This is a genomic window from Zhihengliuella flava (genome assembly GCF_015751895.1).
Classification (GTDB): domain Bacteria; phylum Actinomycetota; class Actinomycetes; order Actinomycetales; family Micrococcaceae; genus Zhihengliuella; species Zhihengliuella flava.
The window spans coordinates 2819751-2833819 of sequence record NZ_JADOTZ010000001.1 but is presented as its reverse complement, the minus strand read 5'-3'; the positions used below and the strand labels follow the sequence as shown (position 1 = coordinate 2833819).

General features: G+C 65.5%; 11 protein-coding genes and 1 other RNA gene. 6 read left to right on the top strand and 6 right to left on the bottom strand.

The features are described 5' to 3' along the window. Positions 1-62 precede the first annotated feature (62 nt). Positions 63-434, bottom strand: an RNA gene (gene rnpB, locus IW252_RS12980) — RNase P RNA component class A. A gap of 93 nt (positions 435-527) precedes the next feature. Between rnpB and IW252_RS12975 the strand changes: the two genes are divergently transcribed. Both IW252_RS12975 and IW252_RS12970 read left to right on the top strand, forming a co-directional pair. After that, a complete protein-coding gene (locus tag IW252_RS12975; RefSeq protein WP_196836937.1) occupies positions 528-1343 on the top strand; it encodes a YaaA family protein in 816 nt (271 codons plus the stop codon). Next, positions 1340-2173 (top strand): serine hydrolase domain-containing protein, encoded by an 834-nt coding sequence (locus IW252_RS12970; RefSeq protein WP_196836936.1) that lies wholly within the window; start codon positions 1340-1342, stop codon positions 2171-2173. Before IW252_RS12975 ends, IW252_RS12970 begins: the two co-directional genes overlap by 4 nt. A 105-nt stretch (positions 2174-2278) precedes the next feature. Here IW252_RS12970 and wecC read toward each other — a convergent pair whose 3' ends face one another. Continuing rightward, positions 2279-3511, bottom strand: coding sequence for a UDP-N-acetyl-D-mannosamine dehydrogenase (gene wecC / locus IW252_RS12965; protein WP_196836935.1), 1233 nt, complete (start codon positions 3509-3511; stop codon positions 2279-2281). A gap of 247 nt (positions 3512-3758) precedes the next feature. Here wecC and wecB point away from each other — a divergent pair, with 247 nt between their 5' ends. Continuing rightward, entirely contained in the window at positions 3759-4889 is a 1131-nt protein-coding gene (gene wecB, locus IW252_RS12960; protein WP_196837280.1) for a non-hydrolyzing UDP-N-acetylglucosamine 2-epimerase, read from the top strand. 146 nt (positions 4890-5035) lie between these two features. Beyond that, a complete protein-coding gene (locus IW252_RS12955) occupies positions 5036-6340 on the top strand; it encodes a glycosyltransferase (RefSeq protein ID WP_196836934.1) in 1305 nt (434 codons plus the stop codon). A gap of 68 nt (positions 6341-6408) precedes the next feature. Here the strand turns inward: IW252_RS12955 and IW252_RS12950 are convergent, their stop codons facing one another. The 3 genes from IW252_RS12950 to IW252_RS12940 form a co-directional block, all read right to left on the bottom strand. Further along, positions 6409-7173 carry a MaoC family dehydratase gene (locus IW252_RS12950; RefSeq protein WP_331271542.1) on the bottom strand — a complete coding sequence of 255 codons (765 nt, stop codon included), beginning with the start codon at positions 7171-7173 and terminating at the stop codon, positions 6409-6411. Positions 7174-7331: 158 nt separating this feature from the next. Continuing rightward, a complete protein-coding gene (locus tag IW252_RS12945) occupies positions 7332-8669 on the bottom strand; it encodes a 3-oxoacyl-ACP reductase (RefSeq protein ID WP_196836933.1) in 1338 nt (445 codons plus the stop codon). Then, complete coding sequence (locus tag IW252_RS12940) at positions 8666-9985, bottom strand: acetyl-CoA C-acetyltransferase (RefSeq protein WP_196836932.1); 1320 nt, start codon at positions 9983-9985, stop codon at positions 8666-8668. Before IW252_RS12940 ends, IW252_RS12945 begins: the two co-directional genes overlap by 4 nt. An 85-nt stretch (positions 9986-10070) precedes the next feature. On the opposite strand from IW252_RS12940, the gene IW252_RS12935 reads away from it, so the two are divergent. Together IW252_RS12935 and IW252_RS12930 are read left to right on the top strand one after the other, a co-directional pair. Next, on the top strand, positions 10071-10766 hold the full coding sequence (locus IW252_RS12935) for a TetR/AcrR family transcriptional regulator (protein WP_196836931.1): 696 nt from the start codon (positions 10071-10073) through the stop codon (positions 10764-10766). Next, positions 10759-12819, top strand: coding sequence for an acyl-CoA dehydrogenase family protein (locus tag IW252_RS12930; protein ID WP_196836930.1), 2061 nt, complete (start codon positions 10759-10761; stop codon positions 12817-12819). The genes IW252_RS12935 and IW252_RS12930 overlap by 8 nt, the downstream gene beginning before the upstream one ends. Here the strand turns inward: IW252_RS12930 and glgA are convergent. Further along, entirely contained in the window at positions 12816-14027 is a 1212-nt protein-coding gene (gene glgA / locus IW252_RS12925; RefSeq protein ID WP_196836929.1) for a glycogen synthase, read from the bottom strand. The two genes, IW252_RS12930 and glgA, sit on opposite strands and share 4 nt — an antisense overlap. Positions 14028-14069 lie beyond the last annotated feature (42 nt).

Here is a 14069-nt window from a genome sequence, read left to right as displayed (position 1 = left end):
CAGCAAAAAGCCCGCCGATCCCCCTGAAATCAAGGGAACGGCGGGCATCTCGCAAGATTATTTGGACGGGATAACCTGTACGCCGGGTTCTGTGCCTGCCGCGGTTACCCGAACTGGCAGGTGACGATCATCCATCTAGGCGCACCGTTGCCGGTGCGCTCGAGCGGCCTACCCGGCTGCTGAGCGGACCGCCTCATACACAGCCTGTCTGGCCTTGCTCCGGGTGGGGTTTACCGAGCCGACCCAGTCGCCTAGGCCGCTGGTGGTCTCTTACACCACCGTTTCACCCTGACTCACCGCACGCGGCGAGCGGTCTCTTTTCTGTGGCACTAGCCTGCGGGTTTCCCCGAGTGGGCGTTACCCACCACCCTGTCCTCTGGAGCCCGGACGTTCCTCGAGCCGTATGCACGGCGCGCGATCGTCCAGTTATCCCGTCCAAGCCTCCAGTGTAACTCTGCGCCGACGTCCCTGAGGACTACTGGGCGCCGCGGCCGCATCGGCACGCACGCCCCGATACGATACTGGGCGTGCTCATTCTTCTTCCACCTTCCGAAGGCAAGCAATCCGCGACAACGCCAAACCCTTTCCACGCGACCGAGCTCTCCTTTCCGGAGCTCGCCGACGCGCGCGGCACCATGATGCGTGCGCTGGCCGAAGCCTCGAGCGCCGCAGATGCACACAGCGTCCTCGGCGTCGGCGAATCGCTCGCTCACGAACTGGAACGCAACCGTCGGCTGGAAAATGAGCCCGCGGCGCCCGCGCACACGATATATACGGGCGTGCTCTACGAGGCCCTCGGCTATGACTCGCTCTCCCCCGGCGCTCAGCGTCGTGCGGATGAATCGATCGTGATCATCAGCGCGCTCTGGGGGGCGGTCGGGTTTGCCGATTCGATCCCTGCCTACCGCCTCTCGATGTCGGTAAAACTTCCTACCCCTGCCGCTGACCCGGTGGGACGGCTCGCCACGTGGTGGAAGCCTCGACTGAAGCCGCTGCTGGACGCACATGCTGGCGACGAACTCGTCATCGACTGCCGTTCGAGCACCTACGCCGCCGCCTGGGCTCCACCCGCCGCCAACGCTGTCACGGTCGGCGTCGTGCAAATCCGCAAGGGCCAACGCAAGGTCGTCTCACACTTCGCCAAGCACACCCGCGGAGAGTTGATTCGTCGTCTGCTCAGCCGAAGGGGCGCCGCACCCAGCACACCCGGCGAACTCCTTGCGGCCGCGCAAGAGACTTGGGAGGCTGAACTGACCCCGGGTACCGCGCGGAAACCGCACCAACTGACCATCGTGCTTCCCGCTGACCATTCATTCGCCCGTAGCACGGAAGGAACCCTATGAGCGACCAGTCCGTCTCCGCCGCCCTCGAAGGCATCGCCCACTGGCCCGTTGAGCACGCCGCCGCCGCAGTAGTGGGGCACGACGGCGTACGGCTCGGATCCGCAGGGGCGACGACACGCCGGTATCGCCTGGCGTCCGTTACCAAGCCGCTGTGCGCTTACGCCGCCCTACTAGCGCTCGAAGAAGGTGCCCTCGAGTTGGAGCAGCCGGCAGGCCCAGACGGCGCGACCGTGCACGATCTACTGGCCCATACGGCGGGTTACGACTTCGCGAGCCGGGACGTCAAGGCCGCCCCGCGGACGCGGCGTATCTACTCCAACGCCGGGTTCGAAGTGTTGGGCGAAACCCTCGAGTCCGCCACCGGCATCACCTTTAGCGACTACCTAGACCAGGCTGTATTACAGCCCCTCGGCATGTCGTCAACCACGTTGGAGGGATCACCGGCCGCTGGAGCCATCTCCACCGTCGATGACCTGGAAAAGTTTGCCGCTGAACTCCTATCCCCCCGTCTGGCCGCCGCTTCGAGCCTCGCCGAGGCCACGAGCGTCCACTTCGCGAACCTCCCCGGCGTACTCCCCGGATACGGCCGCCAACACAACAACGCGTGGGGCCTGGGCTTTGAGATTAAGGTCGACAAGGAACCGCACTGGACCTCGCCCCGGAATTCGCCGGACACGTTCGGTCACTTCGGCCAGTCCGGGACGTTCCTCTGGGTCGACCCTGCCGCCCAGGTGGCATGCATTGCCCTAGCGGATCGGGACTTTGGTCAATGGGCCATCGACGCATGGCCCCCGCTCTCAACGGCCGTCTTGGAAGCGCTCCCTTCCTGACAAGATTGCGCTCGTCACCGCGAGACCCCGAACATCAAAAACGAGGGGCCGGCCCGGCTAGTGCCGGACCGGCCCCTCATCAAGGGAGCAACGAGCAGTGCGCGTTTAGCGCCACATGCCGCGAGTATCAATCACGGTCTTGCCCTCAAGGGCTCCGCGATCGATGGACTTGAACTGCGTGTGGTCGACGAGCAGCAACACAATATCTGCCTCCGCGATCGCCGCATCGGTGGCGACCAGCTGGGCGTTCGCGAGGCCGGAGAGCTGCTTCGGCATCTCCTCGATGTGCGGCTCGGCGATGAGGAACTGGGCCTCACCGAACTCAGCGCCCAAGCGCTGTGCGATGCCGATCGAGGGAGACTCGCGCAGATCATCGATGTTGGCCTTGAAGGCAAGACCGAGGACGGCCACTTTGGCGGTGCCGTCGACGGTCGCCACGGCCTTCTCAACCTGCTCGATGACCCAACTCGGCTTGTTGTCGTTCGTCAGGCGCGCCTGATGAATCAGCTTTGACTCTTCCGGCGCCGACGAGACGATAAACCACGGGTCCACCGCGATGCAGTGACCGCCCACGCCGGGGCCCGGCTGCAGAATGTTCACGCGCGGGTGGTGGTTCGCCAGTTCGATGAGCTCCCACACGTTGATACCGAGCTTGTCGCAGATCACCGACAACTCGTTGGCGAACGCAATGTTGACGTCGCGGAACGAATTCTCCACGAGCTTAGCCATCTCCGCCGTCTTCGCGTCCGTGAGCAGGATTTCGCCCTCACAGAACTTTTCATAAAGATCCCGCGCCGCTTCGGCGGCCTCTGGCGTGATGCCGCCCACAATGCGGTCATTGGTCACGAGCTCGACCATGACCCGTCCCGGAAGCACCCGCTCCGGGCAGTGCGCGACGCGCAGGTTATCGAGCGTCAGGTCTGGGCGCGCGGCCAAGATGTGGTCGGCCAAGTGCTGCGTGGCGCCGGGAGGGGACGTCGACTCGAGAATGATGAGCTCATCCCCGGTGAGCTGCGGGGCGATCTTCTCGCCGGCTGCCTCGATGTAGGACAGGTCCGCCGTCTTGTCCTCATTAAAGGGCGTCGGCACGGCGACAATGTACGCGTCAGCGGCGGGCGTTTCCGCGGAAGCCTTCAGGGTCCCGGCCGTCACGGCCTGGGAGACGTGACCGCCCAGATCCGGCTCGACGAACGGCACCTCACCGCGGTTGACAGCGTCGACCGTTCGGGGATTGACATCGACGCCGACGACGTTCACGCCGTTGGTGGCCAGGATCGCGGCGGTCGGCAGGCCGATGTAGCCCAATCCGATGACCGCGACGGTCTTGATATCAGCCATGGAGGCTTCCTCACTAGTTCCTGTGTTGCGGTGGATGATGCGTAACGACGCCAGCTGACGACGTCCGTTAGCCGGCGGCTGGCGCGCGCGAGGCGTCCGCGCACGCATCGCGTTCAAGATCCTAACACCGGAGCAGCAGCGATCGCCGGAGCATAGCTGCCGCGCCCATTGGTAGAGTTGTCGTCGATTCACGACGTTAAATCCCCGATTCACCCATAAGGGGGACGCAGAAGTGCGACCAGTCATTATGCCGATTTACGGCACTCGCCCCGAGGCCATCAAGATGGCTCCCATCGTCAAGGCGCTCGAGGCCTCCGAACTGTTTGACTCCACCGTGGTGGTGACGGGACAGCACCGCGAGATGCTGGACCAGGTCAATGAGTTGTTCGGCATCACGCCGGATGAAGACCTCAACATCATGCAACCGAACCAGACACTCAATTCGGTCATGACGCGCACCATCGACGGCTTGGACGCCTTGTTCCGCCAGAACAAACCAGCGGCCGTCATCGTCCAAGGAGATACGACGACGTCGACCGCCGGGGCCATCGCAGCGTTCTACCACGGCATCCCCGTGGTACATGCGGAAGCAGGTCTTCGCAGCTTCAACCTCTTCTCTCCCTTCCCGGAAGAGGCGAACCGCAAGATGACCTCGCAGATCACCAGCCTTCATCTCGCGCCGACCTCGGTAAGCAAGAGCAACCTCCTGACGGAGAACACTCCTGCGGAGGACATCGTGGTCACGGGCAATACGGTGATTGATGCACTGCTGACGACCGTGGACAAGCAGGTCCCATTCTCCGATCCGGCACTGGAGGAGCTGGCCACCTCGGGGCGGAAGGTTCTTCTCGTGACGACTCACCGCCGCGAGAACCAGGGCGGCGCCATGGAGGGCGTCGGCCGCGCGTTGGCGCGCATCGCGCGCGCGGAGCCAGACCTGACCATCGTGTTGCCGGCCCACAAGAACCCGGTGGTGCGTGAGGCCGTCCTCCCCGCGCTGGAGGGCCTCGAGAACGTCGTCGTCACCGAGCCGTTGGCCTACGGCGAGTTCACGCGCATGCTGTCGGTCGCACATGTTGTCCTGACCGATTCCGGCGGCGTTCAGGAGGAAGCCCCGAGCCTCGGCAAGCCGGTTTTGGTCATGCGTGAGAACACGGAACGCCCCGAGGCCGTGACCGCCGGAACTGTTCGCCTCATCGGCACCGATGAAGAGCGCATCTACACCGAGGTAGAAGAACTCCTGCATCACGCAGAGCACTACGCGGCGATGGCCAACGCCGTCAATCCCTACGGCGACGGACGAGCTGCCGAGCGGACGGTGGCGGCCATCGCGGAGTTGCTGGGCATCGGTCAGCGCATCGACGAATTCACCCAATAGCACGCAACAAGCCCTGCGCCTTGTCGATGTGAGGACAAGGCGTAGGGCTTGTTTCTCATGCGAGGCTCGCTGGGCGTGAGAAAATATTGTGGGGCGTGGAGCCGGAAACCTGCTCTGCCTGCCCAAGTCATGGGAGAAGAACTGAGATGATGCCGCTCACTGAGTCTGCGGCGACGCGGAGCCCGCACGGGATACACCGCGTTGCTGTCCTCAGCCTGCACACCTCTCCGCTGGAGCAGCCCGGCGCCGGCGACGCGGGTGGAATGAACGTCTACGTCGCTCACCTATGCCGGCAGTTGCGCGAGCTCGGGATGGCCGTCGACGTCTTTACCCGCGTCCCGGCGTCACAACCGGCCCGCAGCGTGACGGCGACACCCGGAGTAGCCCAGCCGCACGTCATCGTGCACCACCTGCCCGCTGGACCGGACTCAGCAACGAAGGATGACCTGTACCGCTTCGTTCCGGAAATATCGCAACAGATCCGCGATTTTTACCGTGGACGTCCCACCCCAGACGCGATCCATAGCCACTACTGGATTTCCGGCCTCGCGGGCCTCGAGGTGCGGCGCGATTTAGGCGCCCCGCTGATTCACACCATGCATACGTTGGCTCGCGTGAAGATGCGCGATGATCCCAGCGCGCGTGAGCCGGCCGTCCGGGTCCGCGCCGAGGATCGACTCGCTGCCGAAGCTGACGTTCTCACCGCGAATACCTCCACGGAATGTGCTGAGCTCCACGAGCTGTACCACGCGCCCTCCGGGCGGGTAGCGGTGGTGCCCCCGGGAGTTGACCGCACCGTGTTCACCCCCCACGGCCCCTCCCGCTGGCTACCAAGCCACGAGAGATGGAAGGTGCATGCGGGCCGGCACTCCGCACCGCAGCCCCCACTACGGATCGTTTTCGCCGGGCGTCTGCAGCCGCTCAAGGGGCCGCAATTACTCCTGGAGGCCCTCTCTGTGGCCGCGCGGATGGCGCCGCAGGAGCGCTTTGAAGTGGCCTTGATCGGACACCCATCCGGTGCTCACACACTGCGGATGGACCGCTTGCTTCCGGGCCCCACCGGGCCCGTGCGGGCCGAACTGATCCCCCCTGTTCCTGCGACGGAACTTGCGGCTTGGTTTCGCGGAGCCGATCTGGTGGCCGTGCCCTCCTTCAGCGAGTCCTTCGGTCTGGTCGCCGCGGAAGCCCAGGCCTGCGGGACGCCCGTGCTCGCGAATCGGGTCGGTGGCCTCAAACACGTGGTCGACGACGGCGCCACCGGCCAGCTGCTGACCGGGCAATCGGCCGTGCAGTGGGCACGCTGGCTTGTCGAGGTGGCCCGGGATCGGTCCCGTCTTCAGCTCTGGGGCAAGCAGGCCGCGCTGCACGCCCATCGGTTCGACTGGGCGGCCTCGGCGCGCGAACTCGCGCGGCTCTATCGGGTGCCAAAACTGGAGCCGTGCACCGCGTAACTCGTCCGACGCCGCCCGCTCACCTGAGCCTCGCCGTGACCGGCACAGGTGAGCGCTCGCGCCACGCCTCAGCGCGGGGTGACGGAGCCGACAAAGTGTGGGCGGTCAGCGCCACGCTTCCAGCCCGCGAACTCGACAGTGTCGCCCGTGCTCGCTTCTGGTGAGGCGGTGGCTGCCGAGAACTGCACGGTCCCCGGCAGGAAGACGGGCGCCACGAAGTCAATGTCCCAGTCATACCCGCCTCCATCCGAGACGACTCGCGGCACCGCCACGGTGAGCGCCCGGCCGGCCGCATACATACCGTGCACGATGTGCCGCTTGAGTCCCAGCATTTTGGCCGAGGCCGCGGTGAGGTGAATTGGGTTCCAGTCACCGAGGACGCGAGCGTATTGGCGCCCGGTATCCGTCCCGAGGCGCCACAGACCCGTCTTCGCTGGCGGCTGCCAGTCGGGGCGCTCCGGGCGATCGGGCCGAACCACCCCGTCAAGCTGATGTCCCTTGGCCAGGTAGGTCGACACTCCCCGCCACACGACCTCGTCACCGGCGCTCACCTCGGCCACGACGTCAACGGTCAGCCCCGCGTAGTGGGCGTCGAGGCCTTCGGCCCACGCAGTGATGGACAGCGATTCCGCCGGATCGATCACGCGCCGATGTTCCACGTGATTGCGCAAGTGGACCATGCCGAGGAGCGGCAAGGGAAAATCGGCGCGGACCATCACGCTCATCGCGACCGGAAAGGCCAGTCCGTGCACGAACACCGACGGCAATTCGTCCCGGACCGTGTCTCCCATCAGCCGTTGATACCGCGTGAGTTGGTCACGATCGACGTCCACGTGTGCCACGCGATGTGCCGTCTCAGGTAGGCGCCCCACTCGATTCGTCGCCCCGCGGGGTGCGCGGAGGGCCTTTCTACCCGCCGCAGCGTACACCCGCCCGAGGGTTGGCTCCTGCGTCAGGTTGACGACGTGACGGTTCGTTAATGACACGCCGCTCACCGCCCAATCAGGCTCTGGCCGCACACGCGGAGCGTGCCGCCGTTGATCCCGCCGGCGGATCCCGAAGCAAGGAACCCGATCGCTTCCGCGACGTCCTCGGGCAGTCCGCCTTGCATCAGCGACGGCATGATCATTCGGGCCACAGCGCGCGTCGCTAACGGCACTTTTGCGGTCATCTCGGTCTCGATGAAACCGGGTGCGACCGCATTGATGCCGCCACCGAGCTCGGCGAAGTCCCGGCGTGACGCGGCGACCATACCCATGACACCGCCCTTGGAGGCGGCGTAGTTCGTCTGGCCACGGTTGCCGGCAATGCCGCTCGTCGAGGCGAGGGAGACGACCCGAAGGTTCTGCAGGCCAGCCGTGAGGAAGGCGTCGTTCATGCGGAGCTGGGATTCTAGGTTCACCGCCAGAACGGAGTTCCAGCGCGCGGCATCCATGTTGGCGAGCAGTTTGTCCCGGGTGATGCCCGCGTTGTGCACGACGATGTCTAGCCCACCGTGGCGCTGACGGGCGTGTTGGATGATCAGGTGTCCGGCATCAGGACGCGTCACATCGAGCTGCAGCGCGGTCCCCTGCACGTCATTCGCCACGGTGGCCAAGGCGCTGCCAGCCGCGGGGACGTCGACGCAAACGACCTGCGCACCATCCCGCGATAGAGTGCGGGCGATGGCGGCGCCGATCCCCCGCGCTGCTCCGGTGACGACGGCGACCTTCCCGGCGAGGGGCTGGTCCCAGTCGTCCGGCAATTCTCCGCGCTGATCACTGATCTCGATAAATTGGCCATCGACATACGCGCTCCGTCCGGAGAGCAGGAAGCGCAGTGCTGCCTGCGCCGAGGGCGCCTCGACATCGAGCCCATCCCGCAGGAGCACCCCGTTGGATGTTGCCCCACCGCGCAACTCGCGGCCCAAAGACCGCATCATCCCGTCGACCGCGTGGCGAGCGGCGGCCACCTCCGGCTCGAGCCCATCCACGACGGGGCGGGAGAACGAGACGACGCGACCGCCCGGGGCAAGCGACTTCACGACGGCGCCGAGCTCCAGCGCGACCTCGGACAGGTCGCTGGGGTGGGCGACGTCATCCAAGGCCACGACGGCGGCACCTGCCGTGCGTCCTGGCGACAGATGACGGACGACGTCGAGCCCCCACGCGAGCAATACATCCGCCAATGGCTGCGCTGACGTGCCCGAGCCGAGCACCACCACGGGCCCTGGGACGAGGGGTTGGCCCTGACGATACCGGCGCAGGTGAGGCGGTCGAGGTAGGCCCAGCTGCCGGGCCAAACGACGGCCTAACCCTTGGTTGACAAGTGTCTGGTACTGATTGGTCATCGTGCCTCCAGAATGGCGACAACGCCTTGGCCACCGGCGGCGCACACCGAAATGAGGCCGCGCCCCGAACCCTTCTCGGCGAGAAGCTTGGCCAGCGTAGCCACGATGCGGCCACCGGTTGCCGCGAACGGGTGGCCGGCCGCCAGAGAGGATCCGGCCACGTTGAGCTTCGTGCGATCAATAGCTCCCAGCGGAGCGTCGAGGCCCAACTTGTTGCGGCAGAAGTCCTCGTCCTCCCACGCAGCGAGGGTCGAGAGCACCGTGCCGGCAAAGGCCTCGTGAATCTCATAGAAGTCGAAGTCCTGAAGAGACAGCCCGTGGCGGGCCAGCAGGCGCGGGGCCGCATACGCGGGCGCCATGAGCAGACCCTCCGCACCCCGGACGAAGTCCACCGACGCGGATTCGAAGTCCACGAAGTTGGCCAACATGGGCAGACCGTGAGTTTCGGCGAATTCTTCCGAGCCGAGCAAAACGGAGGACGCCCCATCAGTCAACGGGGTGGAGTTGCCCGCCGTCATCGTGGCCCGGTCCCCCAAATCTCGGCCGAAAGCCGGTTTGAGGCCCGCGAGTTTCTCGGCCGTGGTGTCCGGCCGCATGTTGTTGTCCCGGCTCAATCCGCGGTAGCCCGTGATGAGATCGTCAAAGAAATTGCGCTCGTACGCGGCAGCAAGATTCTGGTGGCTCCGGAGCGCCAACTCGTCCTGCTCTTGCCGCGAAATCCCCCATGCCGCGGTCGTCAGAGCCTGATGCTCACCCATGGACAGCCCCGTGCGCGGCTCACCGGTCCCGGGCGCCTCTGGGGCGAGATCTTTGGGGCGGAAGCCGGACAGCGCCGCCAGGCGCTGCTTCGTCGTCCGAGCGCGGCTGAGCTTCAGCAAAGTGCGGCGCAAGCCCTCACTGACCGCAATGGGTGCGTCCGACGTCGTATCGACGCCGCCACCGATCGCCGAATCGATTTGCCCCAACTTGATCTTGTTCGCCAGCGATCCAATCGATTCCATCCCGGTGGCACAGGCCATCTGGACGTCGTAGGCGGGCGTCGCCGGATCGAGTGCTGTGCCGAGCACAGACTCCCGGACCAGATTGAAGTCGCGACTGTGCTTGAGCACCGCACCTGCGGAGACGGCCCCGATGCGCTCTCCCTGCAGGCCAAATCGTGCCACCAGCCCGTCGAGGGCGGCCGTGAGCATGTCCTGATTTGAGGCAGCAGCATAGGCCCCGTGGGAACGAGCGAACGGGATCCGGTTACCGCCGATGACGACGGCGGGACGGACGCCGCCGGACGCGGCGGAGCCGGACGTCGTGGATTCAGCCATGGTTCCTCCTGAAAGTGTTCCTTGAAGCGGTTTTCTCATGTGCCCCGCATCACTGTGACCGAGCTTACCTGATACGCTCGGTATCGTGAACTTGGACACTAGCACTTCAGGCTCCCCGGAGACCGATGGCCGCTCGGCACGCTGGGACGCGCACCGCGAGGCTCGGAGGCTCGAGCTGCTTCGGCACGCCCGTAAAGCCATCCACCGGCTGGGTCCCAGCGCGTCCATGGACGATGTCGCGGCCGCCGCGGGAACCAGCAAGTCGGTGTTTTACCGCTACTTCGGCGATAAGTCTGGATTGCGCCGTGCCATGGGACGGATCGTCGTCGAACACATGCGTGAGCACGTCCTCGAACCCGCCCGATTGGCTCGGAACGAAGAAGAAGGCTTGCGGGGCATGGTGGCGGCCTATCTGACGATGGCCGAGCGGTCCCCCAACGTCTACTTCTTTGTCACGGCGATCGACCACGACCCCTTGCAGGCTGTTCAGGAAGACGACGACGAACCACTCGACGCGTTCTTCCGGGACATCACCGTCATGATGGCCGACTCCCTGACGGACTACCAGGCGCGGGCACATCCGGACCGGGCTGAGAGCCGACGAGCCGACATGCTGTGGCCCCAAGCGTCCATCGGCATGGTTCGTGCCGCCGGTGAGGCCTGGCTGCGACTACCTGACGGCCCCACCAAAGTGGCGCGCGAAGACCTCACCAACACCATTACTGGCTGGCTTGTGCACGGCATACGCCACACTGAGACGAAAGGCTCGACCCATGAGTGAAGAACTCCCCACCTCTGCGACCGCCTCACCGCGCGTCGACGTCGCGGCTCTCGGAGAACACCTCCTCGGGCGCTGGGCTGACGTCCGGCGAACAGCCCGCGAGCTCGCGGCCGACGAACGCGTGTGGAAACGCGAGGGCCAATCCATGGACCAGCATCGGGAGCGGGTGCTGGACCAGCTCGGCTTCCTCGTCGAGCAAAAGGCCGTGCACCGGGCCTTCCCGCGGCACCTCGGCGGCGAGGACCAACACGGCGGCAACATCGCCGGCTTCGAAGAGCTCGTGGTGGCCGATCCATCGTTGCAAATTAAGGCCGGGGTCCAGTGGGGGCTGTTCGGCGCCGCTGTACTCCACCTCGGCACGCAGCAACACCACGATGCCTGGCTGCCCGACATCATGAGCCTGAAGACTCCCGGAGCTTTTGCCATGACCGAAATCGGTCACGGGTCGGACGTCGCATCGATCGCCACGACGGCGTCCTACGATCCTCAGACCGAGGAATTCGTCATTCATACGCCGTTCCGCGCCGCATGGAAGGACTACCTCGGCAACGCCGGCGTGCACGGGATTGCGGCCGTCGTCTTCGCGCAGCTCATGACGGGTGGCGTCAATCACGGCGTGCACGCGTTTTACGTTCCGATCCGCGATGAGAAGGGCTTCCTGCCCGGCGTGGGCGGCGAAGATGATGGGCTCAAGGGCGGGCTTAACGGCATCGACAACGGTCGACTGCACTTTGATCACGTGCGGATCCCGCGCAGCAACCTCCTCAATCGCTACGGCGATGTGGCCGCCGACGGCACATACAGCTCCCCCATCGAAAGCCCCGGCCGCCGATTCTTCACGATGCTTGGCACGCTGGTTCAGGGCCGGGTCTCCCTCGATGGAGCGGCCACCGCCGCCTCCAAGGTCGCCCTGCAGATCGCGGTGACGTACGCCAACGAGCGCCGCCAATTTAATGCCTCCTCCGACACGACCGAAGAGGTTCTGCTGGACTACCAACGCCACCAGCGCCGGCTCATTCCGCGGATCGCCAAGACCTATGCCATGAGTTTTGCGCACGAGGAGCTGTTGGAGAAGTTTGACGAGGTCTTCTCCGGCGAGTCGAACGACGACGCTCGGCAGGATCTCGAGACGCTCGCGGCCGCGCTGAAACCGCTCTCGACGTGGAACGCGCTGGACATCCTGCAGGAATGCCGCGAAGCGTGTGGCGGCGCCGGGTTCATCACCAAGAATCGCTTCACGTCGCTGCGTGCTGACTTGGACGTTTACGTCACCTTCGAGGGGGACAACAATGTTCTGCTGCAGTTAGTGGCCAAGCGCCTCCTCGCCGACTACGCGGACGAGTTCCGCAAGCTCGACGCCGGTGCACTGACACGGTACGTCGTGCGTCGGGCCGAGGGCGTCGCCCTGAACCAGTCCGGCTTGCGCCAGCTCGCCCAGACGTGGACCGATGCCGGCAGCGAGAAGCGCAGCGCCAACTTCCTCAAGGACCCGCAAACTCAGCGAAACCTGCTGGTGGAGCGCGTGCGCACTATGGTCGCCGACGTCGCCGGTGAACTGCGCGGAGCCGCCCGACTGCCTCAGGATCAGGCCGCGGCCGTCTTCAACGCCCACCAAGATGAGGTGATTGCGGCCGCGCGCGCCCACGCGGAACTCCTCCAATGGGAGGCCTTTAACCGCCAGGTTGAAGCTCTCGATGACCCGGGGACCCGATCGGTTCTCGCCTGGCTCCGGGACGTCTTCGGTTTGACGCTCATCGAGGAAAACCTGGGCTGGTACCTCATGAACGGCTTGCTGTCGGGCCAGCGCGCGCGCACCCTGGGTCCCTACATCAACCGGCTGTTGGACCGTCTGCGTGAGCACGCCCAGGACCTGGTCAATGCGTTCGGCTATACGAAAGATCACCTGCGCGCCGAGATCGCCACGGGCATCGAGGCCGAGCGTCAGCAGGAAGCCATGGAGTACTACCGCTTGCTTCGCGCCTCCGCCCATGCGCCCATCGATGAGAAAGTCCTGCGCGCACGGATGAAGGCGGCGGCCGGCGCGTCTCGCTAGCGGGCGCTGTAGGCGGCCTGCGCGGCCCGGTACACCTCGAGGGTGCGATCAGCGATCGCTTCCCACGAGAAGTGCTCGGCCGCGCGCCGCCGCCCGGCTGCGCCCAACTCTTGCGCGTGGGCCGGGTCGTCGAGGACCCGCAGCAGGGCATCGGCAAAATCGCCCACGAACTGGTCCTGGTCGAGCGGGATCCCCCGCCCGTCGGTGGCTTGGTCAATGGGCACCAGATATCCCGTCTCACCGTCGCTCACCACTTCCGGGATGCCTCCCGTGGCCGTGGCCACCACGGCGGTGGAGCAGGCCATCGCCTCGAGGTTGACGATGCCGAGGGGTTCGTAGATCGAGGGGCACGCAAAAACGGTGGAGTGAGAGAGGATTTCCATGACCTGCTGCCGGGGCAACATCTGATCAATGACCACCACATTGCCGCGGCTCTTCCGGAGCCCCGCGATGAGCGCGTCGACCTCCGCGGCCAGCTCTGCCGTGTCTGCCGCCCCCGCACAGAGCACCAATTGCACGTCCTCGGGGAGGAAGGCGGCAGCGCGCAGCAGATAGGGCAGACCTTTCTGCCGCGTCACGCGCCCCACGAAGGTCACCGTGCGCGCGTCGGGGTCGATGCCGTGTTGGAGCAACGCGCCCGTGCCTTCCTGCGGCTGCCACACCTCGACGTCGACGCCGTTATGCACCACGTGCACTTTGCCCGGGTCAACGTCCGGGTAGGAGCGAAGAATGTCATCCCGCATGCCGGCGGATACGGCAATAATGGCGGCTGCGCCGTCGTACGCTGTGGCCTCGGCCCACGAACTCAGGGCGTACCCACCACCCAATTGCTCGGCCTTCCACGGACGTAACGGCTCAAGCGAGTGGGCGCTCACCACGTGCGGCAGGGCATGCAGCAGGCCCCCGAGGTGGCCGGCCATGTTGGCATACCACGTGTGGGAATGGACGACGTCGGCCCCGGCGAGATCGCTGAGCATCGTCAGGTCGGTGCCGAGTGTTTGCACCGCGGCGTTAGCGCCGCTCAGCTCCGGTGGCACGCCGTAGCTGCTAACGCGCGCCCCGTGAAAGTCCTCAGGTCGCGGATCACCGAAGGCGCGGACCCGGACGTCGACACGGGACGCCAACACACGCGTCAACTCCGCCACGTGGACGCCGGCGCCACCATAAATTGTTGGAGGGAATTCCTTGGTAACAATCTCTACTCGCACCCTTTAAACGTAGCCGGTAGGACGGACATCACATAGTGTTTT

Coding starts and splice junctions, on each gene's coding strand:
- IW252_RS12955 (WP_196836934.1), top strand. CDS start 5,036: ATGATGCCGCTCACTGAGTCTGCGGCGACGCGGAGCCCGCACGGGATA.
- wecB (WP_196837280.1), top strand. CDS start 3,759: ATGCCGATTTACGGCACTCGCCCCGAGGCCATCAAGATGGCTCCCATC.
- IW252_RS12970 (WP_196836936.1), top strand. CDS start 1,340: ATGAGCGACCAGTCCGTCTCCGCCGCCCTCGAAGGCATCGCCCACTGG.
- IW252_RS12940 (WP_196836932.1), bottom strand. CDS start 9,985: ATGGCTGAATCCACGACGTCCGGCTCCGCCGCGTCCGGCGGCGTCCGT.
- IW252_RS12930 (WP_196836930.1), top strand. CDS start 10,759: ATGAGTGAAGAACTCCCCACCTCTGCGACCGCCTCACCGCGCGTCGAC.
- IW252_RS12945 (WP_196836933.1), bottom strand. CDS start 8,669: ATGACCAATCAGTACCAGACACTTGTCAACCAAGGGTTAGGCCGTCGT.
- wecC (WP_196836935.1), bottom strand. CDS start 3,511: ATGGCTGATATCAAGACCGTCGCGGTCATCGGATTGGGCTACATCGGC.